The sequence below is a fragment of the Micromonospora sp. CB01531 genome, assembly GCF_001905095.1.
In the GTDB taxonomy this organism is placed as follows: domain Bacteria; phylum Actinomycetota; class Actinomycetes; order Mycobacteriales; family Micromonosporaceae; genus Micromonospora.
The window spans coordinates 13870-36144 of record NZ_LWLS01000064.1 but is presented as its reverse complement, the minus strand read 5'-3'; the positions used below and the strand labels follow the sequence as shown (position 1 = coordinate 36144).

Annotated in this window: 19 protein-coding genes; 1 reads left to right on the top strand and 18 read right to left on the bottom strand. The window is 73.4% G+C overall.

The window, feature by feature from the left end; genetic code table 11:
• Positions 1 to 18 precede the first annotated feature (18 nt).
• The 7 genes from A6A27_RS15220 to pyrR all read right to left on the bottom strand — a co-directional run bounded on the left by A6A27_RS15220 (position 19) and on the right by pyrR (position 9930).
• Complete coding sequence (locus A6A27_RS15220) at positions 19 to 1293, bottom strand: adenosylmethionine--8-amino-7-oxononanoate transaminase (protein ID WP_073835266.1); 1275 nt, start codon at positions 1291 to 1293, stop codon at positions 19 to 21.
• A gap of 74 nt (positions 1294 to 1367) precedes the next feature.
• Entirely contained in the window at positions 1368 to 2405 is a 1038-nt protein-coding gene (locus tag A6A27_RS15215) for a quinone-dependent dihydroorotate dehydrogenase (RefSeq protein ID WP_073835265.1), read from the bottom strand.
• A gap of 103 nt (positions 2406 to 2508) precedes the next feature.
• Positions 2509 to 5901, bottom strand: coding sequence for a carbamoyl-phosphate synthase large subunit (carB, locus tag A6A27_RS15210; RefSeq protein WP_073835264.1), 3393 nt, complete (start codon positions 5899 to 5901; stop codon positions 2509 to 2511).
• A complete protein-coding gene (carA, locus tag A6A27_RS15205; protein WP_073835263.1) occupies positions 5894 to 7039 on the bottom strand; it encodes a glutamine-hydrolyzing carbamoyl-phosphate synthase small subunit in 1146 nt (381 codons plus the stop codon). The genes carB and carA overlap by 8 nt, the downstream gene beginning before the upstream one ends.
• Positions 7036 to 8367: a dihydroorotase gene (locus A6A27_RS15200; protein ID WP_073835262.1), complete on the bottom strand. Its 1332-nt coding sequence runs from the start codon at positions 8365 to 8367 to the stop codon at positions 7036 to 7038. Before A6A27_RS15200 ends, carA begins: the two co-directional genes overlap by 4 nt.
• On the bottom strand, positions 8364 to 9290 hold the full coding sequence (locus A6A27_RS15195) for an aspartate carbamoyltransferase catalytic subunit (RefSeq protein ID WP_073835261.1): 927 nt from the start codon (positions 9288 to 9290) through the stop codon (positions 8364 to 8366). The genes A6A27_RS15200 and A6A27_RS15195 overlap by 4 nt, the downstream gene beginning before the upstream one ends.
• A 58-nt stretch (positions 9291 to 9348) precedes the next feature.
• Complete coding sequence (pyrR, locus tag A6A27_RS15190; RefSeq protein WP_073835260.1) at positions 9349 to 9930, bottom strand: bifunctional pyr operon transcriptional regulator/uracil phosphoribosyltransferase PyrR; 582 nt, start codon at positions 9928 to 9930, stop codon at positions 9349 to 9351.
• Positions 9931 to 10213: 283 nt separating this feature from the next.
• On the opposite strand from pyrR, the gene bldD reads away from it, so the two are divergent.
• Positions 10214 to 10702, top strand: coding sequence for a transcriptional regulator BldD (bldD, locus tag A6A27_RS15185; RefSeq protein ID WP_013285505.1), 489 nt, complete (start codon positions 10214 to 10216; stop codon positions 10700 to 10702).
• Positions 10703 to 10773: 71 nt separating this feature from the next.
• Here bldD and nusB read toward each other — a convergent pair whose 3' ends face one another.
• From nusB to A6A27_RS15130, 11 genes are all read right to left on the bottom strand, one after another.
• A complete protein-coding gene (gene nusB, locus A6A27_RS15180; protein ID WP_187413655.1) occupies positions 10774 to 11184 on the bottom strand; it encodes a transcription antitermination factor NusB in 411 nt (136 codons plus the stop codon).
• 23 nt (positions 11185 to 11207) lie between these two features.
• The gene (gene efp / locus A6A27_RS15175; protein WP_073835258.1) at positions 11208 to 11765 is read right to left on the bottom strand and encodes an elongation factor P; all 558 of its coding nucleotides are present in this window, start codon (positions 11763 to 11765) and stop codon (positions 11208 to 11210) included.
• A 452-nt stretch (positions 11766 to 12217) separates the two neighbouring features.
• Positions 12218 to 12658 carry a type II 3-dehydroquinate dehydratase gene (gene aroQ, locus A6A27_RS15170; protein WP_073835257.1) on the bottom strand — a complete coding sequence of 147 codons (441 nt, stop codon included), beginning with the start codon at positions 12656 to 12658 and terminating at the stop codon, positions 12218 to 12220.
• Positions 12655 to 13734 (bottom strand): 3-dehydroquinate synthase, encoded by a 1080-nt coding sequence (gene aroB / locus A6A27_RS15165; protein WP_073835256.1) that lies wholly within the window; start codon positions 13732 to 13734, stop codon positions 12655 to 12657. The genes aroQ and aroB overlap by 4 nt, the downstream gene beginning before the upstream one ends.
• Positions 13731 to 14252 (bottom strand): shikimate kinase, encoded by a 522-nt coding sequence (locus A6A27_RS15160; RefSeq protein WP_073835332.1) that lies wholly within the window; start codon positions 14250 to 14252, stop codon positions 13731 to 13733. The genes aroB and A6A27_RS15160 overlap by 4 nt, the downstream gene beginning before the upstream one ends.
• Positions 14252 to 15430: a chorismate synthase gene (aroC, locus tag A6A27_RS15155; RefSeq protein ID WP_073835255.1), complete on the bottom strand. Its 1179-nt coding sequence runs from the start codon at positions 15428 to 15430 to the stop codon at positions 14252 to 14254. Before aroC ends, A6A27_RS15160 begins: the two co-directional genes overlap by 1 nt.
• Before the next feature lie 68 nt (positions 15431 to 15498).
• Entirely contained in the window at positions 15499 to 16392 is an 894-nt protein-coding gene (locus A6A27_RS15150) for a sulfotransferase domain-containing protein (protein ID WP_073835254.1), read from the bottom strand.
• A gap of 13 nt (positions 16393 to 16405) precedes the next feature.
• A complete protein-coding gene (locus A6A27_RS15145) occupies positions 16406 to 17944 on the bottom strand; it encodes a lipopolysaccharide biosynthesis protein (RefSeq protein ID WP_073835253.1) in 1539 nt (512 codons plus the stop codon).
• Positions 17941 to 19512 (bottom strand): O-antigen ligase family protein, encoded by a 1572-nt coding sequence (locus tag A6A27_RS15140; protein ID WP_241825271.1) that lies wholly within the window; start codon positions 19510 to 19512, stop codon positions 17941 to 17943. Before A6A27_RS15140 ends, A6A27_RS15145 begins: the two co-directional genes overlap by 4 nt.
• 25 nt (positions 19513 to 19537) lie before the next feature.
• Positions 19538 to 20485, bottom strand: coding sequence for a glycosyltransferase family 2 protein (locus A6A27_RS15135; protein ID WP_158073988.1), 948 nt, complete (start codon positions 20483 to 20485; stop codon positions 19538 to 19540).
• Positions 20478 to 22106, bottom strand: coding sequence for a Wzz/FepE/Etk N-terminal domain-containing protein (locus A6A27_RS15130; RefSeq protein ID WP_073835250.1), 1629 nt, complete (start codon positions 22104 to 22106; stop codon positions 20478 to 20480). The genes A6A27_RS15135 and A6A27_RS15130 overlap by 8 nt, the downstream gene beginning before the upstream one ends.
• Positions 22107 to 22275: the final 169 nt, after the last annotated feature.

Genomic DNA, 22275 nt, shown 5'->3' with positions numbered 1-22275 from the left:
CGCGGCCAGCGGGCCGGCTCAGCCCGCCTTGACCGCCGCCTCGATGCCGGCCACGATCCGCGCCACGTCCGCGTCGTCGGTGACGTACGGCGGCATGGTGTAGACGAGGTCCCGGAACGGCCGCAGCCACACGCCCTGCGCCACCGCGGCGGCGGTCGCCCGGGGGATGTCCACCTCGTGGTCGAGCTGGACCACGCCGATCGCGCCGAGCACCCGGACGTCGGCCACGCCCGGGGCGTCGCGCAGCGGGGCCAGGCCGGCCCGCAGCCCGGCGGAGATCCTCGCCACCTGCCCGGCCCAGTCCCCGGCCGCCAGCAGGCCCAGGGAGGCGTTGGCGACCGCGCAGGCGAGCGGGTTGCCCATGAACGTCGGACCGTGCGCCAGCACCCCGTCGGCCGAGATGCCGTGGGCCACCTCGGGGGTGCAGAGCGCGGCGGCCAGGGTGAGGTAGCCGCCGGTGAGCGCCTTGCCGACGCAGAGCACGTCCGGAGCGACCCCGGCGTGCTCGGCGGCGAACATCGTCCCGGTCCGGCCGAACCCGGTGGCGATCTCGTCGAAGACCAGCAGGATGCCGTGCGCCCGGGTCACCTCGCGCAGCACCCGCAGGTAGTGCGGGTGGTGGAAGCGCATCCCGCCGGCCCCCTGCACCACCGGCTCCACGATCACCGCGGCCAGTTCGTCGGCGTGCCGTTCCACCGCGTCGACCAGGGCCGCCTCGTACGCCGGGTCGGGCGGGGTGTCGAAGCCACCCGGCGGCACCGGCGCGAAGACCTGCCGGGGCAGCACGTCCCCCCAGAGGTGGTGCATGCCGCCCTCCGGGTCGCAGACGCTCATCGGGTGGAACGTGTCGCCGTGGTAGCCGCCCCGCCAGGTGCCCAGCCGGCGGCGCCGCGGCCGCCCGGTGGCCCGCTGGTACTGGAGGCACATCTTCACCGCCACTTCCACGCTGACCGAGCCGGAATCGGCCAGGAAGACGTGCTCCAGGCCGTCCGGGGCCAGCTCGACCAGGGTCCGCGCGAGGCGTACCGCGGGCTCGTGGGTGAGGCCGCCGAACATCACGTGGCTCATCCGGCCGAGTTGGTCGGTGACGGCCGCGTCCAGCACCGGGTGCCGGTAGCCGTGGATCGCCGCCCACCAGGACGACATCCCGTCCACCAGCTCCCGGCCGTCGGCCAGCCGCAGCCGTACGCCCCGGGCGCTCTCCACCAAGTAGGGCGGGCTGGCCGGCGGCAGCGCCGCGTACGGGTGCCAGACGTGCCTGCGGTCGGTGGCGAGGATCTCCTCGGGCGTCATCGGCCTCTCCTTCGTCTCCGCGCGGCCGGGCCGCGCGTCGGGCCGGGCGCAGCTTCCCCCGCCCGGCCTGCGCCTCACCGGTGGCCGGCCGGCACCGTCGCCGGCCCGGCTGCCCGAGCGACCGACCGGACCAAGGCCGGACCCCGGTAGATGAAACCGGTGTAGAGCTGGACCAGGCTCGCGCCGGCGTCGAACATCCGGGTCGCGTCGTCCGGGTCGAGGACGCCGCCGACCCCGATCACCGGCAGCCGGCCGCCGGTCTCCCGGTGCACGAAGGCGACCACCTCGCGGGCCCGCCCGGCCAGTGGCCGGCCGGACAGGCCGCCGGTCTCCGCACCCCGCGCCCGGTCGGCCGGGGCGAGCCCGCCGCGGGCCAGGGTGGTGTTGGTGGCGATCACCCCGGCCGCGCCCCGCTCGAGACAGACCCCCAGCAACTCGGCGATGGCCGGCTCGGTCAGGTCGGGGGCGATCTTCACCAGCACCGGCTTCTCCCCCACCAGCGCCGCCAGCAGCGCGTCCAGGTGGGACCGGTCCTGCAGGGACCGCAGGCCGGGGGTGTTCGGCGAGGACACGTTGACCGCGAAGTAGTCGCCGTGCTCCCGCAACGCCCGGTAGGACGCCAGGTAGTCCTCGACCGCCTCGTCCAGCGGGGTCACCTTGGACTTCCCGAGCGAGATCCCCAGGGGTACGCCGATCGGGCGCGGCAGCGCCGCCAGCCGGGCCGCGAGGGCCGCCGCGCCGGCGTTGTTGAAGCCCATCCGGTTGACCACGGCCTCGCTGTCCCGCAGCCGGAACAGCCGGGGTCGGGGGTTGCCCGGCTGGGCGTGCGCGGTGACGGTGCCGACCTCGACGAAGCCGAAGCCGAGTGCCGGCCAGGCCGGCAACGCGACTCCATTCTTGTCCATTCCGGCCGCCAGCCCGACCGGGTTCGGGAAGTCCACTCCGAACACGGTGCGTGGCGCGGACCGGAGGTAGCGGGCCCGCAGCGCCGCCAGCACGGCCGGCCGCCGCGACACGGAGGCCAGCCGTTCCAACGTCCACTCGTGCGCCCGCTCGGCGTCCCCACCCCCGATCCGGAACAACCGCGGCCGCACCACCCGCTCGAAGATCACCCCGCGCCTCCCCGGCCCCGGGCCCCGTCGATCATGAGGTTGACGGCGATGTCGATCTCCCCGACCGCCGCCACCCTCATGATCACCGCGAGGGTGCCGGCGGTCACTGGGCGGCTCGCAGGGTGGCGTGGAGGTCCTGCAGGGGGCGGACGCGCATGTCGCCCCGGATGCGGGCCTCGATGCCCATGACCGCGGCCGCGGCGCCGGGGACCGTGGTGATGCAGGGGATGTCCGCGGTCACCGCGGCGCTGCGGATCTCGTACCCGTCGGAGCGGGCGCTCGCGCCCGAGCCCTGCGGGGTGTTCACCACCAGAGCCACGTCGCCGCCGAGGATCAGCGACACCGCGTCCTCGCCCGCACCGGCCTCGAAATGCTTGCGGATCTGCTCGCAGGCGATCCCGTGCCGGCGCAGCACCTCGGCGGTGCCGGTGGTGGCGACGATCTCGAAGCCCAGGTCGGCCAGGCGCTTGATCGGGAAGACCATCCCGCGCTTGTCCCGGTTCGCCACCGAGACGAAGATCTTGCCGGCGGTCGGCAGCGACCCGTACGCGGCGGACTGCGACTTGGCGAAGGCGTGCCCGAAGTTGGTGTCGATGCCCATCACCTCGCCGGTGGACTTCATCTCCGGACCGAGCAGCACATCGATCCCCTTGCCGGCCGGCGTACGGAACCGCTTGAACGGCAGCACCGCCTCCTTGACCGCGATCGGGGCGTCGGCCGGCATGGTGCCGCCGTCCCCGGTCGGCGGGAGCATCCCCTCGGCGCGCAGCTCGGCGATGGTGGCGCCGAGCGCGATCCGGGCCGCCGCCTTGGCCAGCGGCACCGCGGTCGCCTTGGAGACGAACGGGACCGTCCGGGACGCCCGCGGGTTCGCCTCCAGCACGTAGAGCATGTCGCCCTGCAGGGCGTACTGGACGTTCAGCAGGCCGCGCACGCCGACCCCGCGGGCGATCGCCTCGGTGTAGCGGCGTACCTGGGCCAGGTGCGATCCGGCCAGGGTGATCGGCGGCAGCGCGCAGGACGAGTCGCCGGAGTGGATGCCGGCCTCCTCGATGTGCTCCATCACGCCGCCCAGGTAGACTTCGCCGTCGGCGTCGCAGAGCGCGTCCACGTCGATCTCGATGGCGTCGTCGAGGAAGCGGTCCACCAGCACCGGGTGGTCGGGCGAGATGTCGGTGGCCCGGCCGATGTAGTCGCGCAGGGTGGCGTCGTCGTAGACGATCTCCATGCCCCGCCCGCCGAGCACGTACGACGGGCGGACCAGCACCGGGTAGCCGATCTCGTCGGCGATCGCCTTCGCCTCGTCGTAGGAGGTGGCCGTGCCGTGCGCCGGAGCGCGCAGCCCGGCCCGGGCCAGCACCGCGCCGAACGCGCCCCGCTCCTCGGCCAGGTGGATCGATTCCGGCGAGGTGCCGACCACCGGGACCCCGGCGTTCTTGAGCCGCCGGGCCAGGCCGAGCGGGGTCTGCCCGCCGAGCTGCACGATCACGCCGACCACGCCAGGGCCGCCGGCCGCCCGGCCGGACGAGTCCTCGGCGTGCCAGACCTCCAGGACGTCCTCGAAGGTCAGCGGCTCGAAGTAGAGCCGGTCGGCGGTGTCGTAGTCGGTGGAGACGGTCTCCGGGTTGCAGTTGACCATCACGGTCTCGTAGCCGGCGCCTTCTGCGCTGGAACCGGATGCGGGGGCGGTGCCGATGGGCGCGCTGCGCAGCGCCTGGACGGCGTGCACGCAGGAGTAGTCGAACTCGATACCCTGCCCGATCCGGTTCGGCCCGGAGCCCAGGATGATCACCTTGGGCCGGTCCGAGGGCGCGACCTCGGTCTCCTGGTCGTACGTCGAGTAGTGGTAGGGCGTGGTCGCCTCGAACTCGGCGGCGCAGGTGTCGACCGTCTTGTAGACCGGGCGTACCTCCAGGCGGTGGCGCAGGGCCCGGACGCCGTCCTCGCCGGCCAGCTCGGGGCGGAGCGCGGCGAGCTGCCGGTCGGACAGCCCGGCCCGCTTGGCCCGGCGCAGCAGGTTGGCGTCGAGCACCGGGGCGTCGACGATCTCGGCGCGCAGCTCGACCAGCGCCGCGATCTGGTCCAGGAACCAGGGGTCCATCCCGCCGGACGCCTCGGCGACCTCCGCGATCGAGGCGCCGAGCCGCAGCGCCCGCTCCACCGTGTAGAGCCGGCCGTCGTGCGGCATGCGCAGCGCGGCGAGCGTGCTCTCCCGGGTCGCGTCGGCCGGGTCGGGTCGGGTCCAGAATCCGGCTGCTTTTGTCTCCATCGAGCGCATCGCCTTGTTCAGCGCCTCGGTGAAGTTGCGGCCGAGGCTCATCGCCTCGCCGACCGACTTCATGGTGGTGGTCAGCTCCTGGTCCGCGCCGGGGAACTTCTCGAACGCGAACCGGGGGATCTTCACCACCACGTAGTCCAGCGTCGGCTCGAACGCCGCCGGGGTCTTCAGGGTGATGTCGTTGGGAATCTCGTCCAGGGTGTAGCCGATGGCCAGCTTCGCCGCGATCTTGGCGATCGGGAAGCCGGTGGCCTTCGAGGCCAGCGCCGAGGAACGGGACACCCGGGGATTCATCTCGATCACGACGATCCGGCCGTCGGCCGGGTTCACCGCGAACTGGATGTTGCAGCCGCCGGTTTCCACCCCGACCTCGCGCAGCACCGCGATGCCGAGGTCGCGCAGCCGCTGGTACTCCCGGTCGGTCAGGGTCATCGCCGGGGCCACGGTGACGCTGTCGCCGGTGTGCACACCCATCGGGTCGAGGTTCTCGATCGAGCAGACCACCACCACGTTGTCGTGGCGGTCGCGCATCAGCTCGAGCTCGTACTCCTTCCAGCCGAGCACGCTCTCCTCGATGAGCACCTCGTGCACCGGGCTGGCGGCCAGGCCGGCCCCGGCGATCCGCCGCAGGTCCTCGTCGGTGTGCGCCATGCCGGAGCCGAGGCCGCCCATGGTGAACGACGGCCGGATCACCACCGGCAGGCCCAGCTCGGCGGCGGTCTCCTCGACCTCGGCCATGGAGTGGCAGACCCGGGAACGGGGCACCAGCGAGGACGGGTCGTCGAGGCCGATCCGGACGCCGGCCTTGGCGACGATGTCCTTGAACAGCTGCCGGTCCTCACCACGCCGGATCGCCTCGATGTCGGCGCCGATCAGCTCGACGCCGTACTTCTCCAGGACCCCGGCCTCGTGCAGGGCGACCGCGGTGTTCAGCGCGGTCTGGCCGCCCAGGGTGGGCAGCAGCGCGTCGGGACGCTCCTTGGCGATGACCAGCTCGACGAACTCCGGGGTGATCGGCTCGACGTACGTGGCGTCGGCGAACTCGGGGTCCGTCATGATCGTCGCCGGGTTTGAGTTGACCAGGCTGACCCGGATCCCCTCGCTGCGCAGCACCCGGCAGGCCTGGGTGCCGGAGTAGTCGAACTCGCAGGCCTGCCCGATCACGATCGGCCCGGAGCCGATCACCAGGACGTGCTTGAGGTCGGTCCGCTTAGGCATTCTTTCCGCCTTCGATGAGCTCGGCGAAGCGGTCGAAGAGGTAGTCCGCGTCGTGCGGGCCGGCCGCCGCCTCCGGGTGGTACTGGACGGTGAAGGCGGGCACATCCTTGGCCCGCAGCCCCTCGACCACGTTGTCATTGAGGCAGACGTGCGACACCTGGACGCCGCCGAAGGCGGTGTCGATCACCTGGTCGGGGACCACCGCCCCGGCCCGCGCACCGGGCACCTCGACGGCGAAGCCGTGGTTGTGGCTGGTCACCTCGACCTTGCCGGTGGCCCGGTCGAGCACCGGCTGGTTGATGCCGCGGTGCCCGTAGCCCAGCTTGTAGGTGCCGAAGCCGAGTGCCCGACCCAGGATCTGGCTGCCGAAGCAGATGCCGAAGAGCGGGATCCGCCGGGTCAGCACCTCCCGGGCCAGCGCCACCGGACCGTCGGCGGTGGCCGGGTCGCCCGGGCCCGGGGAGAAGAACACCGCGTCCGCGCCGGTGGCGAGCAGGTCCTCGATGCTGGCGGTGGCGGGCAGCACGTGGGTGGTCACCCCGCGCGCCGCCAGCCGGCGGGGCACGTTGCGCTTGATGCCCAGGTCCAGCGCGGCGACGGTGAACCGGTGCGGGCCCTGCGCCTCGACCACGTACGGCTTGGCGGTGGTCACCTCGGCGGAGAGGTCCGCGCCGACCATCTGCGGCGACCGGCGCACCCGGTCGAGGAGGGCGGCCGGGTCGTCGTCGACGCTGGAGATGCCCACCCGCATGGCGCCCCGCTCGCGCAGGTGCCGGGTGAGCGCCCGGGTGTCCACGCCGCTGATGCCGACCACGCCCTCGGCGGCGAGCCGGTCCTCCAGGCCACCGGTGGCCCGCCAGTTGGAGCCGATCCGGGCCGGGTCCCGCACCACGTACCCGGCGACCCAGATCCGGCCGGACTCGTCGTCCTCGTCGTTGACGCCGGTGTTACCGATGTGCGGCGCGGTCTGCACCACCACCTGCCGGTGGTACGAGGGGTCGGTCAGGGTCTCCTGATAGCCGGTCATACCGGTGTTGAAGACCGCCTCACCGAAGGTCTCCCCGACGCTGCCGTACGCCTCGCCGTGGAAGGTGCGCCCGTCCTCGAGGACGAGGATCGCGGGCCTGCGCTTGGTCACTTGACTGCCTTTCCGTCCAGGACCGTCGGCTCGCCGCGCAGGAAGGTCGCCACGATGCGACCTGGCAGCGTCATGCGGGCGTACGGGGTGTTGCGACTGCGACTGGCCAGCTCCGCCGGTTCGATGACGCGGCGGACCGCCGGGTCGACCAGGGTCAGGTTGGCCGGCACGCCGGGGGCCGGATCGAGGCCGTGTCCGTCCAGCCCGGCGATCCGGGCCGGGGCGCGGGACATCCGCTCGGCGATCAGGTCCCACTGCGGGCCGACCACGTCGAGGGCGATCGACAGCGCCGTCTCCAGGCCGAGCATGCCCGGCCGGGCGTACGCCCACTCGCACTCCTTGTCCTCCACCGCGTGCGGGGCGTGGTCGGTGGCGATGATGTCGATCACGCCCTCGGCCAGCGCGGCCCGCAGCGCGGCGACGTCGGCTGCGGTCCGCAGCGGCGGGTTGACCTTGTAGACCGGGTCGTAGGGAGCCACGGGGCTCCAGTTGTTCGCGAGTGCGGGGCTCGCAAGCTCACTCCGCCCGCTCACGACCTCGTCGGTGAGCAGCAGGTGATGCGGGGTTACCTCGGCGGTCACCTTCACCCCACGCGCCTTGGCGTGCCGCAGCACCTCCACGCTGCCGGCGGTGGAGACGTGGCAGACGTGCAGCCGGCTGCCGACGTGCTCGGCCAGCAGCACGTCCCGGGCGATGATCGCCTCCTCGGCGACCGCGGGCCAGCCGGTCAGCCCGAGCCGGGTGGAGACCTCGCCCTCGTGCATCTGCGCGCCCTCGGTGAGCCGCGGCTCCTCGGCGTGCTGGGCGATCACCCCGTCGAACGCCTTGACGTACTCCAGGGCCCGGCGCATCAGCTTCGGGTCGGCGACGCAGTGCCCGTCGTCGGAGAAGATCCGGACCCGGGCCGCCGAGTCGGCCATCGCGCCCAGCTCGGCCAGGCGCTCGCCGGCCAGGCCGACGGTGACCGCGCCGATCGGCTGCACGTCGACCAGCCCGGCCTCCCGGCCGAGCCGCCAGACCTGCTCGACCACGCCGGCCGTGTCGGCGACCGGCGAGGTGTTGGCCATCGCGCAGACCGCGGTGTAGCCGCCGAGGGCCGCGGCCCGGGACCCGGACTCGACGGTCTCGGCGTCCTCCCGGCCGGGCTCGCGCAGGTGGGTGTGCAGGTCGACCAGGCCGGGCAGGGCGACCAGGCCGGTGGCGTCGATCACCGTGGCGTCCGGGGCGGTCAGCCCCGCGCCGGTCTCCGCCACGACGCCGTCGCGGATCAGCAGGTCGGTCGGCGCGCTGCCGACCACACTCACGTTCCGGATCAGGTACGCGGTCACCGGTTGTTCCCTCCGAGCAGCAGGTAGAGGACGGCCATCCGCACGGAGACCCCGTTGGCGACCTGTTCGACGATGGTGGAGCGGGGTGAGTCGGCGACCTCGGGTGTGATCTCCATGCCCCGGTTCATCGGGCCGGGGTGCATGACGATCGCGTGCTCGGGCAGCCGGCGCAGGCGTGGCCCGTCGAGCCCGTAACGGCGGGCGTACTCGCGGGCCGAGGGGAAGTAGGAGTCGTTCATCCGCTCCCGCTGCACCCGCAGCATCATCACCACGTCCACACCGGGTAGAACGGCGTCGAGGTCGTAGGAGACGTCGGTGCCTGGCGCGAGCGCCGGCGAGATGTCGACCGGGATGAGGGTGGGCGGGCCGACCAGGGTGACCTTGGCGCCGAGGGTGGAGAGCAGCAGCACGTTGGAGCGGGCCACCCGGGAGTGCAGCACGTCGCCGACGATCGCCACGTGCAGGCCGGCGAGCCGGCCAAGCCGGGAGCGCATCGTGTACGCGTCGAGCAACGCCTGGGTGGGGTGCTCGTGGGTGCCGTCGCCGGCGTTGACCACCGACCCGTCCACCCAGTTCGCCAGCCGGTGCGGGGCGCCGGAGGCCGGGTGCCGGACGACCACCGCGTCGGCCCCCATGGCCTGCAGGGTGAGGGCGGTGTCCTTCAGGCTCTCGCCCTTGGTGACGCTGGAACCCTTCGCGGAAAAGTTGATCACATCGGCGCTGAGCCGCTTGGCGGCCGCCTCGAACGAGATCCGGGTCCGGGTGGAGTCCTCGTAGAAGAGGTTCACCACGGTCCGGCCGCGCAGCGCGGGTAGCTTCTTGACCTCGCGACCGGCGACGGTGGCCATCTCGGTCGCGGTGTCCAGAATCTGGGTGGCGGTGGCCGCGTCCAGGTCGCCGCCGGAGAGCAGGTGCCTGATCATGCGACGAGCCACCCTTCGTTCGCGACTGCGGGGCTCCGCTTCGCTGCACTCCTCGCGCTCACTGGCCACCCCCGTAGAGCTTGACCTCGTCGGCGCCGTCGGTCTCGGCGAGGGTGACTTTGACGCTCTCGGCGAGCGCGGTCGGGATGTTCTTGCCGACGTAGTCGGCGCGGATCGGTAGTTGCCGGTGGCCGCGGTCGACCAGGACAGCGAGCTGCACGGAGGCCGGGCGGCCGACGTCGCTCAGCGCGTCGAGGGCGGCCCGCACGGTACGGCCGGAGAAGAGCACGTCGTCGACGAGGATCACCCGTCGGCCGTCGATCCCGCCCGGGGGCAGGTCGGTCGGGCCGACCGCGCGGGTGGCATGCCGGCGCAGGTCGTCGCGGTAGAGCGTGATGTCGAGCACGCCGACCGGGACGGTCACGTCCTCGAAGGTGCTGATCCGGGCGGCGAGGCGCCTCGCCAGCGGGACGCCGCGGGTGGGAATGCCGAGCAGCACGGTCTCGGCGGCGCCCTGGGTCTTCTCCAGGATCTGGTGGGCGATGCGGTCGACCACCCGCGACACGTCGGCGGCGGTGAGGATGACCTTCACCGAGGGTTGTCGCGGCGGCGACGTTCGGGCAGCCGGTGGGTAGGCCACGGCGGACCTCCTTCCCCGCCTCACGGGACGGGTCGTTAAAGGATGTCTGGTCTTCCGGCGGGCCGCAGGCGGCCCGGACCGGGGCTTCACGCCACGTTACCAGCGGTCACCGGGCGGACCGTCGGCGGTACTGACCCCCGGGTCAGGCCGGCGAAACCGGGACAAGTCCCCCGCCTGCCCCAACGGTAACGTCACGAGCACTTGACCCGGTGTCCCAATCCCCGTACCGTCACGCTCCGTAGCGATAGCTGGGAGAACCCCGAGCAGCACTGGGAGTGTCCGAATGCCCTCTGAATACGCCAAGTCGCTGGGCGCCCGCCTGCGCTCCATCCGCCAGCAGCAGGGCCTGTCCCTGCAGGGGGTGGAGGAGAAGTCGAACGGGCGGTGGAAGGCTGTGGTGGTCGGCTCGTACGAGCGTGGCGACCGGGCCGTCACCGTGTCCCGCCTGGCGGAGCTGGCCGACTTCTACCGCGTTCCCGTCTCGGAGCTGCTGCCCGACGGCAGCGGGGTGCGCCACGAACCCACCAGCAAGATCGTCCTGGACCTGGAGCGGCTCTACGACGAGGCCTCCGAGGACCTCGCGTACGTCGCCCGGTACGCCCGCGCCATCCAGCAGCAGCGCGGCGACTACAACGGCCGGGTGCTCTCCATCCGCGCCGACGACCTGCGGGCCCTCGCGATCGTCTACGACGCCTCGCCGTCGGGTCTGATCGAGCGGCTCACCGAGCACGGCGTGCTGGTCGCCGACCCGCGCGCGTTCTTCGCGTCCTGACCCGCTGTCGCCACGACGAGGGCCCGTGCCGGACGGCACGGGCCCTTCGTCGTCGGTGGTGACGCCGCCGGTCAGCGGGTGGCGTACTCGGCGATCCGGCCGAGGATGCCGTTGAGGAAGCGCGGCGAGTCGTCGGTCGACATCTGCCGGGCCAGCTCGACGGCCTCGCTGATCGCCACCGCGTCGTCGATCTCGTCGACGTAGAGCAGCTCGTAGACCGCGATCCGGGCCAGGTTACGGTCGACCACCGGCATCCGGTCGAGCGTCCAGCCCTCGGCGTAGCTGGCGATCAGCTCGTCGATCCGGTCGAGGTGCGCCGCGACGCCCTCGACCAGGCCCACCGCGTAGCCCAGGTGCTCGGGGCGGGGCTTCTCGATCCGCTCGATGTACCCGGCCAGCACCTCGACCGGCGGGCGGTCCCGCAAGTCGGCCTCGAAGAGCACGTCCAGCGCCCGCTTGCGCGCCTTGCGGCGCGCCGGCATCTGCTGCTTGGGAGCCTCGGCCATCAGGCGCGGCCGAGGTAACGGCCGTCGCGGGTGTCGACCTTGATCTTCTCGCCGGTGGTGATGAAGAGCGGCACCTGGACAGTCGCGCCGGTCTCGACGGTGGCCGGCTTGTTGCCGCCGGTCGACCGGTCGCCCTGCAGACCGGGCTCGGTGTAGGTGATCTCGAGCACGACCGAGGTCGGCAGCTCGATGTACAGCGGCACACCCTCGTGGGTGGCGACGGTCGCCTCGGCCTCGGGGAGGAGGTAGTTGGCGGCCTCGCCGACGGTGCCGCCGGGGACGGTGATCTGGTCGAACGTCTCCAGGTCCATGAAGACGTAGTCCTCGCCGTCGGCGTACAGGTACTGCATGGTGCGCTTGTCGACGGTCGCGGTGTCGACCTTGGTGCCCGCGTTGAAGGTCTTGTCGACCACCTTGCCGGACAGCACGTTCTTGAGCGTGGTACGCACGAACGCGCCGCCCTTACCGGGCTTGACGTGCTGGAACTCGACGACGGCCCACAGCTCGCCGTCGAGGTTGAGGACCAGGCCGTTCTTGAGGTCGTTGGTGGTGGCCATTTCCTGCCTTGATCATCAATTGGCGGACAGACCCAAGAAGTCTACTAGCTGTGTCGAACCGGGTCCGCCGCGCTGCTCGCGGGGCCGGCCGGGTGCCCGCCCGGCGGGCGACCGAACGTGCCGAACATCACTCAGAGCGACAGCCGGGTCCACCGGAGGCACCGACCGCACCCGCCTTTGCTCTGCAGCCATCGGCGCAACACACACGCTCCGTGACGAACCCGGGCGACGATCCGGGCGGGGCCGGGGCCGGTCGTTGCAGCTCAGCCGGGTGATGCGCGGATGGCTGCAGAGCAAAGGGCGGTGACCACCCGCAGCAGTGCACAGACGCGGCAACCGGACGTGACGAAGATGACGAACACGGAGAGTCACTGCCGGCGCACGGGCGCGGGCCAATCGTGCTCGGACGGGCGCGCCGACGCGGGCGGCAGGGGGCGAGCCGCCGGGACGGGTCAGGCGTCGCCGGCCAGCCGGGTGGCCAGGTGGCGCAGGGCGAGCCGGTAGCCGTCCACGCCCAGGCCGCAGATCACCCCGGTCGCCACCGCGGAGACCACCGAGTGGTGCCGGAACTCCTCGCGGGCGTGGATGTTGGAGATGTGCACCTCGACCAGAGGGCCGCGGAGCATGGCGCAGGCGTCCCGGACCGCGATGGAGTAGTGCGACCAGGCGGCCGGGTTGAGCACCACCGCCGCCCCCTCGTCGGCCGCCGCATGCAGCCAGCCCAGCAGCTCGTGCTCGGCGTCGGTCTGCCGGACGACCACGTCCAGCCCCAGCTCCCGGCCGGTGTCCACGCACAGGGCCACCAGGTCGGCGTAGCTGGTGACGCCGTACACGTCGACCTGACGGGTGCCGAGCCGCCCCAGGTTCGGCCCGTTGAGCACATACACCCTCATGAGCTGATCTCCCGGTAGGCGGCGTGCAGCAGCTCGTCGTCCGGGCCCTCCAGGATGGCCGGGCGGGCCAGCCCGTCCAGCACCACGAAGCGCAGCGTGTTCCCGCGGGCCTTCTTGTCCACCCGCATGGTCGCCAGCAGGCGCTGCCAGGCGTCGGCCCGGTAGCTGGTGGGCAGGCCGAGCAGGCCCAGCACCGCGCGGTGCCGCTCGGCGGTGGCCGGGTCCAGCCGGCCGGCGAGCCGGGCCAGGGTGGCCGCGTAGACCAGGCCCACCGCGACGGCGTGACCGTGCCGCCAGCGGTATCCCTCGACCTTTTCGATCGCGTGGGCCAGGGTGTGCCCGTAGTTGAGCACCTCGCGTACCCCGGACTCGCGCAGGTCCCCGGAGACCACGTCGGCCTTGACCCGGATCGCCCGTTCGATCAGCTCACGGGCCACCGGTCCGGCCGGGTCGACGGCGGCGGAAGGGTCCCGCTCGACGAGGTCGAGGATCACCGGGTCGGCGATGAAACCGCACTTGACCACCTCGGCCATCCCGGCGGCCAGGTCGACCGGGGGCAGGGTGTCCAGGGTCGCCAGGTCGCAGATCACCCCGGCGGGCGGATGGAAGGCGCCGACCAGGTTCTTGCCGGCCGCGGTGTTGATCCCGGTCTTGCCGCCCACCGCGGCGTCGACCATGCCCAGCAGCGAGGTCGCCACGGGCACCCAACGCACCCCGCGCAGCCAGCAGGCCGCCACGAAACCGGCCAGGTCGGTGACGGCGCCGCCGCCCACCCCCACCACGGCGTCGGTACGGGTGAAGCCGGCCTCGCCAAGCCGGTCCCAGCAGGCGGCGGCCACGTCGATGTGCTTGCCCGCCTCGGCGTCCGGCACCTCGATCAGCAGCGGCGCGACACCGGCCGCCCGCACCCGTTCCGCGATCCCCTCGGCCAGGCCCTTCAACGCCGGCGCGTGCAGGAAGGCCACCCGTTCCGCGCCGGGCAGCAGCCGCGGCGGCGGGGTGAGCAGGTCACGACCCACGAGCACCTCGTACGGCCGCTCGCCGCCGACCGGGATCCGCGTCACCCCGTCCGTCATCGCGCCGCCCGCCCGTCGGCCGTGAGCAGGGCGGCGAGTTCGACGGCGAGCTCCTCCGGGGTACGCCCGTCGGTGACCACGGTGGCGGTCGCCACCTCGGCGTAGAGCGGCCGGCGCTGCTCCATCAGGTGCTTCAGGGTGGCCCGGGGGTTGAGCGCCAGCAGTGGCCGGCCGGCGCCCAGGCCGACCCGCTTCACCGCGTCGGGCAGCTCCACCGACAGGTGCACGACGGTGTGCCCGATCAGCGCGGCGCGGTTCTCCTCGGCGAGGACCGCGCCCCCGCCGAGGGCGAGCACCCCGGGGTGCGACGCCAGCGCCGCCGCCACCGCCGCCCGTTCGAGGGTACGGAAGTGGTCCTCCCCCTCGTCGACGAAGATCTCCGGGATCGGCTTGCCGGCGAGCTGCTCGATGTCGGTGTCGGTGTCCCGGAACGCCACGCCGAGCGCGGCGGCGAGCGCCAGCCCCACCGTGGTCTTGCCGGACCCGGGCGCCCCGACCAGCACGCAGACCGGCCGGATCACCGGATCACCAGGGCATCGAGGTAGCCGGCCAGGTTGCGGCGCATCTCGGCGACCGAGTCGCCGCCGAACTTCTCCACCGCGGCCTCGGCGAGCACCAGGGCCACCATCGCCTCGGCCACCACCGCCGCGGCCGGCACCGCGCAGACGTCGGAGCGCTGGTTGATCGCGGTGGCCGGCTCCCCGGTGGCGACGTCGACCGTGGACAGGGCCCGGTTCAGCGAGGAGATCGGCTTCATCGCGGCCTTCACCCGCAGCGGTTCACCGGTGGTGATGCCGCCCTCCAGGCCGCCGGCCCGGTCGGTCACCCGGCGTACCCCGGCGGCCGTGGGCAGGATCTCGTCGTGCGCCTCCGAGCCGCGCGAGCGGGCCTGCTGCCAGCCGTCGCCGATCTCCACGCCCTTGATGGCCTGGATGGACATCAGCGCGGTGGCCAGCCGGGCGTCGAGCTTCCGGTCCCACTGCACGTGGCTGCCCAGGCCCGGCGGCACCCCGTACGCGAGTACCTCGACCACGCCGCCCAGGGTGTCGGCGGCCTTCTTCGCGGCGTCGACCTCGGCGACCATCCGGGCGCTGGCCTCCGGATCGAGGCAGCGCAGCGGGTCGGCGTCGATCCGCGCGGCATCCTCCGGGGTCGGACGCAGGCCGGGCTTCACCGCGACCGGGCCGAGCTCCACCACGTGGGAGACGATCTCCACGCCGAGCGCCTGCTTCACCAGGGCCTTGGCGACCGTGCCCACGGCGACCCGGGCGGCGGTCTCCCGGGCGCTGGCCCGCTCCAGGATCGGCCGGGCGTCGACGTGGCCGTACTTCTGCATCCCGGCCAGGTCGGCGTGGCCCGGTCGGGGACGGGTGAGCGGGGCGTTGCGGGCCTGCCCGGCGAGCTCCACCGGGTCGACCGGGTTGGCGGCCATCACGGTGCGCCATTTCGACCACTCGGAGTTGCCGACCCGGATCGCCACCGGGCTGCCCAGCGTCACGCCGTGCCGCAGGCCGCCGATGATCTCGACCTCGTCCTGCTCGAACGACATCCGAGCGCCCCGGCCATAGCCGAGCCGGCGGCGGGCCAGCTCACCGGAGATCTCCGCGGTGGTCAGCTCGACGCCGGCGGGCACCCCGTCCAGCATCGCGACGAGGGCGGGTCCGTGCGATTCACCTGCAGTCAGCCAGCGCAACACAGCGGTCAGTCTGTCACGCCCGGTGTCCGCCCCGATGCTCCGCCCACCGCGTCCCGCCCTGCGGACGGTCAGCGTCCCCAGTCGAAGGTAAGGCCCAGGCGGTCGGCGAGGGCCCCGTCGTACGGCGCGTAGTACCGGGTCAGTTCGTCGCGCACCGCGGCGTCCATGGCGCTGCTGCGCCGGTCGTTGAACACCTCGTACCGGTCGAGCTGGTACGGCGGCAGCCCGAGGAAGTCCAGCACCCGCGCGTACGCGGCGGCCGGCTCCCGGTAGAACGTCTCGCTGGGCAGGATGAGCAGCTGCTCCCGGTCGAACCGGTCCAGCCACGGCTCCAGGTGCTCCAGGTACCGGCCCCGGGCCCGATAGCTGTACCAGTCGTAGGCGTTGCTGACGTACGTCGGGTCGGCGATCAGCTTCTCCCGCTCCCCCGCCGTGCGCTCCTCCTCGGCCGCGAGGGCCTCGGCGAAGCCGAGCGGCTCCACGCCTTCGGTGCGCCGCTCCTTCCAGTGCGAGTACGCCCGCTCCACCGGGTCACGCAGGAGCACGATGAGCTTCACCGCCGGGATCAGCTCGGCCACCCGGGCCGGAGCGAGGGGATGGAACATGTACAGCGGCGCGGCCTCCCCCACCCGGGTCGGCCCGCCGTGCCGGCGTTCCAGGGCCCGCCGCTGCCGCTCGGTCGGGAAGTGCGAGCGGTACCAGGCCTCGCCCCGGGAGTAGGTGTCCTCGAAGTAGTGGGAGGTCTTGGTGTTCCATGCCGGGAAGAGGCGTGGCACCAGGGGGTGCTCCAGCAGGTACCGCCAGAGCGACGTCGTCCCGCCGCGCTTGGTGCCGATGACCAGGAAGTCCGGCAGCGGCCTCCGGTCGCTGGTCCGTTCCCCGTAGCGCACCAGCGAGCTGCGCACCCCGCTTAGCACCGGGGCGGGCACCAGCGTCTTCACCCGGTCCCGCAGCGTCGTCATCCTGTCCTCCTCGTCATCGGGGTGGCCGCCCCAACAGGGTGGGCACGGTGGTGCGCGTCCGCTGGCGTACCTCGGGGTGCAGCAGCAGCGCGACGGCGAGCAGCGCCACCACCCCGAGGGTGAGGAACAGGCCGGCCGCGCCCCGACCGGCGACCGCCGCCCCTGTCCCGGCCACGACGGCGGTGCCCGGCACGGCGGCGACCGCCGCGCGCAGCACCTCCCGTGTGAGCAGCGGCTCACCGACCACCCGGCGGGCGGCCGCCGTGGCGATCACGTTCTCCACCACGATGCCGGCCGTCCAGGCCGCCGCCGCGCCAAGCGCACCGTAGGGGGGAATCAGCACCAGGGCCAGCCCGACGTTGAGCACCAGGCCGGTCGCAGCGGCGAGCAGGTGCAGCTTGCTGCTGCCGCTCATCAGCAGCAGGGTCTGCACGATGCCGGTGCCGGAGTTGACCATCATGGCGCCCGCAAGGACCGCCATGGCGGACGCGCCGGCGGTGAACTCCGCGCCGAACAGCCAGAGGAAACCCGGGGCGAATATCGCCAGCAGCAGGTACCCCGGCCAGGACAGCGCGATGATCCAGCTGGTGATCCGCCGGTAGACCATGACCGCCTCGACCCGGCGGCCCTGTCCGAGCAACCGGGACAGCTGCGGCGCGACGGCCACCCGCAGGCCCTGCATGACGAGCAGTCCGGCGAGGGCGTACCGGCCGACCGCGCCGATCACGCCGGCCTCGGTCTGGTCGGCGAGGGCGGCGGTGAGCAGCACGGTGAGCCACATGCTGCTGGCGTCGATGGCCGCCGACGCAGCCCGGGGCAGGGCGAAGCCCCAGAGCGCGCGCCAGTCCTCGCCGACCGGGCTCAGCGCAGCACCGGCAGCGAGGCCGAGCGGGCGGACCAGCAGCGCCGCGCCGACCAGCCCGGCCAGCAGCACCGGGGCGAGCCAGCCGGCGAAGACGGCGGTCACCCCCGCCCCGGCGGCGACCGCGGCGAGCACCAGCGCGGGACGGGCCGCGGGCAGCAGGACGTACTGCACGGCGACCAGGGCCGCGACCGGGCGGACCGCGCGGACGGCGGCGAGCAGCAGGGTCATCGCCACCACGAACGGCAGACCGGCGAAGGCCAGCCGGAGCAACTCCTCGCCCCCGGTCGTGCCGGGATCGAAGAACACCGGCGCGAGCAGCCCGGGCAGGGCGACGCCGGCCGCCGCCAGACCGACGGTGAACAGCAGCGCCGGCAACAGCGCGACCGGCAACAGGCGGGCCGCGTCGCCGGTTCGGCCCGCCGTGCGCCGGGGCAGGGCCCAGACCAGCGCTGTGTCCGCGCCCGCGCAGCAGAGCGCACCCAGGACGGTGACGACGCCGATCGCGGTGAACATCGCGCCGGAGCCGGCGGGTCCGAGTCCGCGGACGATCACCACGGTCAGCACGAAACCGAGCAGGCCGTTGGCGGCCGCCCCGGCCAGTCCGACCATCCCGCTGCGCGTGCTGCGGCGGACCTCCCGCTCGCCGGCGGTCGCGGGCGCGCCCGGCACGGCCGTCGTACCGGTCACGGCGTCCCTCCCTGCTGCGGCGCCTCGGGCGCCGGACGATCCACGGCGGTGTCGGGCGGTGGCGAAACGACCGGGTCGGCCGGCGCCCGGGGCTCTGGCACGACCGGCGACGGCGCGTGTTCGGCCGGGTCGGGCGCGCCGGTTGCCGGGACGGCGGTACGCAGCGGCACGCTGGCCACCCCGGCCCGCGCGGACGGCTTCCGCCTGCCTGGCACCGCCGCCCGGCCGAAGCCCCTGGTCCGCCACCGCAACGGCGCCGGGCGGGACATGGCGGACGGGCCGAGCGCGGCCCGGTTGACCGGCCCGGCGACCGCGGCCAGCCCGGCGCCGACGGCGAAGAAGATCACTGACAGGTTCGGGTCGATGTACGCGTACACCGGAATGACCACCAGGGCGATCACCGGGACCGTGCTCAGCCAGAAGCCGGCCGGCGATACCGCAGCGGCCAGCCGTCGGGCGGCCAGCAGCAGCCAGGACAGGAAGACGACCAACGCCGGGATGCCGTGGCTGTAGAGGATCTGCCAGATCAGCCCCTGGGTGCCGAGTGGCTCCTCGGCCAGCGTGGTGTCGACGCTCTTCGGCGCGCCGTAGCCGAGCAGCGGCGAACGCTCGACCGCCTGCCAGGTACGCAGGTACAGGTCCATCCGGTCGACGTTGGTGTCGGTGGTGCTGACCCGCGCATTGATCATGTCCTGGACCGGGACCACGAGGCTGACGATCCAGACCAGCAACACCAGCCCGGCGATGGAGAGGATGAGGCGGGCGTTGCCCCGGAGCAGCGCGCGCAGGGCGAGATAGAGCAGGCCGGCGCCGAGGCCGAGGAACATGCCGCGGTTGAGCGTCAGGAACGCCGGGACCACCGACAGCGGCAGCGAGAGCCAGAGCACCCGCCGGAACCGGCCGGTGCGCACCGAGGTCAGGTACGCCAGCACGCACGGCACCAGCAGGGCGTACGCGGTGCCCCAGTTGTTCGTGTACGGGTACGGCGCGGCCGTGCGGTAGATCGGTGCCCGGGAGACCGGGTTGAACTCGTTGAGCCGCACGTGGGTCAGCGCCTGGATGTACCGCTGCCCGCTGACGGCGTACGGCAGCGCCAGTTCCACCGGCGTGGTCAGCGCGAAGGTGGGGGCGAGCACGGCCAGCCAGCCCAGCGCCACGATGCCGAGCCAGTACCAGCCCAGCGGGCGCAGCACCCGCTCCCAGGCGGCGCCCTCCCGCACCAGGGTGTGCACGTACACGCCGACGATCAGGGCGGTCACCAGGAAGCCGAAGCGCAGCCCGAAGGTGAGGTAGGCGGTGGCCCGGTCCAGCCGGCTGGCGCTGAGCAGCACCAGGGCGAGGAACAGCAGCCAGCAGGCGCTGCCGGCGGGCAGCGGGACGCGGCCGCGCGCGACGAGCAGGGCGAGCAGCAACACGCCGAACACCGACCAGCCGAGATAGAACGCGCCGAGCGCCCACCACAGCGGCATCAGGGCGAACATCAGGGTCAGCGGCCAGACCGGCAGCGGCGCGGCAGGCATCGGCCGCGACCCGGACGCGCCGCCGCCCGCCGGTCGCGAGGCGCTCACCGGCGGGAGGATCCCGGCCGGCCGGTCAGACACCCCGTCCCGTCCGCTGGGCCAGCCGGAGCACCCGCTCCCCGGACAGCAGACCGAGCACCACGGGGACGGTCACCAGCACTCGCTTCTCGCGCGGGTTGAGCCGGAGCACCCGGCCCAACTCCCGGACCGCCTCCCGGCGGCACCGCCCGGAGGCGAGGGCGAAGGCGATCTGCCCGTGCAGCCGGGCCAGCCCGGTCCGACTCCGGGCCAGTTCGGGGTGCTTGTCGATGAGGTATCGGGTCGCCTCGACGATCATCGCCCAGCGGCCGAAGAAGAACGAACCCCCATGCCAGTCCACCACCACCAGGACCTCAGGCACGATGACCACCGGACCGTGCGCGGCGATCCGCAACAGCCACTCGTAGTCCTCGCCGTAGCCGCCGGGCAGGTCCTCGTCGACCGGGCCGACGGCGTCCCAGGTGGAGCGCGGCAGCAGGATGGTGCTGGAGTGCACCTCCATGATCCGGTCCTCAACGAAGTCGGACAGGGTCACCTCGGTGGCGTCGAGCCGCCGTTGCTTGGCGATGCCCGGGCCCTCCAGCCGGATGCCACAGCTGACCGCGGCGGCGTCCGGCCGGACGGCCAGCAGCTCCGCCTGGCGGCGCAGCTTGCCCGGCAGCCAGTGGTCGTCGTCGTCGCAGAAGGCCAGCAGGTCGTGGGCCGCCTCCTCCGCACCGGTGTTGCGGCCACCCGGCAGGCCCCGCGAATGGGAGTTGTTGACGTAGCGAAGTGCCCGGCCGTCCGGCACCGGCAGGTCCAGCGGGCGGATGTCGGTGTGGTCGTAGACGACCAGGCATTCCACCGGCCCGGGATAGTCCTGTTCGAGCACCGCGCCCACGGCTCGCTCCAACAGCCCCGGGCGGTCCCGGGTGGCCACCACCACGGTCACCGGCGGGTACGCCTCGCCCGCCGGGACGGCCGGCTGGTCGTGGTCAGTCACGCCCATCTCCCGTCAGTACGAATCCGAACGGCTCCACGCCCACCGCACGCAGCCGCTCGACCAGGCGGACCAGCTCGGCGATGCGGGTCCGGTCCCGGGCCGCCACCACCACCGCACGGCCCTCCCGGGCGGCCCGCACGCCCCGCTCGTCGTGCAGTGCGGGCGGTGCGTCGAGCACCGTGAGGCCGTCCCCGGGCAGGGCGTTCAGCTCGACCAGCCGGACCGTGCCGGAGCCGATCCGCAGCTCCTGCCCGTCGGTCCGGGTGCCCGCGCCGGCCGCCGCGGGCCGGCTGGCGGGGATGGCCTGGGTCTTCTCCTCGTTGGTGGCGGACCGATACACCTCGCCGTTCGGCCCGTCCGCGGTCGGGTAGGGGCGCGGCTTCCGCACGGCGGGGATGACGACCGTCTCTTCGGGTCCGGCGGTGCCGCCGGCAGCCGCCGCCGGTGCGGTCGCCGGCTGCCGCTGCCGGACGACGCGCGCCGGCTCCACCGGCGGGTTGCGGCGCTGCGCGTCCAGCATCAACGGCCGGATCCGGTCCAGACTCTCCGGCGTGACGCCGAGCTGCACCTCGTGACCGGCGACGGCGAGCGTGGCGGCCAGCCCGCCGGTCACCTGCTCGCGTCCGTCGTTCGCCGACGAGGACAGCAGCACCAGCGGGCCGCGGTGCGGGCCGTCCACCCAGCGGGCCAGCGCGAGCGCGAGGTACCGCAGGTCCGGCTCGTCGGGGTGCCCACCGCGGCTGCGGCGGACCGTGCCAAGCAGCGGCGCACCGATCGCCGCCACCGCCTCGGCCGTGGTGCGCAGCCGTCGGTCCAGGGATTCCCGCGCGAAGGCCACCAGCGCGCCGAGCAGCAAGCCGCCGAGCAGGCCCGCGACGAGGATCACCGGCGCGGCGTCCCGGCTGGACGGGATCGGCTCGCGGGCCGCGCTCGTGATCGACCCGGGGCTGAGGTCCGCGGAGGCGATCTTGGACCGCTGCTCGGCGAGCGTGGCGAGCTGGTCGTTCAGCGCCCGCAGCTGGTCCAGCAGGGCGCTGGTGCGCGGCGACGGGCTGTCCGCGGCCTGGCTCGGCAGGGACCGCTGGGTGGTGGTGCGCTGCGCCGTGACCACCGCGATCGTGTCGTCATAGGACTTCAGCACCGCCGCGCGCTGGTTCTCGTAGATACCCCGGCGCAGGTCCAGGTACGCCTGGCCCGCCCCGTTGGCGCCCTGGACCGCCTCCCGCTCGCTGTGCGCGGCGTAGTTGAAGCGCATCACCTGGCCGCCGACCGGGGTCTCCACCTCCAGCGCGTCGGCCACCTCCTTGGTGTCCCGGCCGGTGATGGCGGCGACCTTGTCGATGACGTCGTTGCTGGTCGCGATGCCGCTCTCGGCCGTCATGTTCACCGCGCGGTCGGCGCCGCCGGAGGGCACCGAGAACGGGTCGGTGACCACTGGGCGGATCACCACGGCTGTCGTCGCGGTGTACGTCGCCGGCAGCACGAACAGGTACACCAGCACGGCCAGCAGCACCGCCGCCGCCACGCCGAGCACGGTCCGCCACCGGCGGAGCGGAACCCGGGCCAGCTCGACGAGGCCGACCGGGTGCTGTCGGGCGAGGGCGACGTCGGTCACGTCCATCAGTCAGGTCCTTGCGCGATGAGGAATGGGAACCGCCTCGGGCCGGAGCGGGACCACCCGCGGTGACTGTCTCATTGTCACCGGCCGGGTACCGGTTGCGGCAGTGCGGCCCGAGCCGTCCCGGGCGGTCCGCCATGCCACGAGGTGGCGGGACCGCCCGGTCGGATCG

Bases quoted from the DNA above. Each gene is read 5' to 3' on its own strand.
- bldD (WP_013285505.1), top strand. From the start codon at position 10,214: ATGCCCTCTGAATACGCCAAGTCGCTGGGCGCCCGCCTGCGCTCCATC.
- aroB (WP_073835256.1), bottom strand. From the start codon at position 13,734: ATGACGGACGGGGTGACGCGGATCCCGGTCGGCGGCGAGCGGCCGTAC.
- aroQ (WP_073835257.1), bottom strand. From the start codon at position 12,658: ATGAGGGTGTATGTGCTCAACGGGCCGAACCTGGGGCGGCTCGGCACC.
- A6A27_RS15195 (WP_073835261.1), bottom strand. From the start codon at position 9,290: ATGATCAGGCACCTGCTCTCCGGCGGCGACCTGGACGCGGCCACCGCC.
- A6A27_RS15130 (WP_073835250.1), bottom strand. From the start codon at position 22,106: ATGGACGTGACCGACGTCGCCCTCGCCCGACAGCACCCGGTCGGCCTC.
- nusB (WP_187413655.1), bottom strand. From the start codon at position 11,184: ATGCCGGCGCGCCGCAAGGCGCGCAAGCGGGCGCTGGACGTGCTCTTC.
- efp (WP_073835258.1), bottom strand. From the start codon at position 11,765: ATGGCCACCACCAACGACCTCAAGAACGGCCTGGTCCTCAACCTCGAC.
- A6A27_RS15220 (WP_073835266.1), bottom strand. From the start codon at position 1,293: ATGACGCCCGAGGAGATCCTCGCCACCGACCGCAGGCACGTCTGGCAC.
- carB (WP_073835264.1), bottom strand. From the start codon at position 5,901: ATGCCTAAGCGGACCGACCTCAAGCACGTCCTGGTGATCGGCTCCGGG.
- A6A27_RS15150 (WP_073835254.1), bottom strand. From the start codon at position 16,392: ATGACGACGCTGCGGGACCGGGTGAAGACGCTGGTGCCCGCCCCGGTG.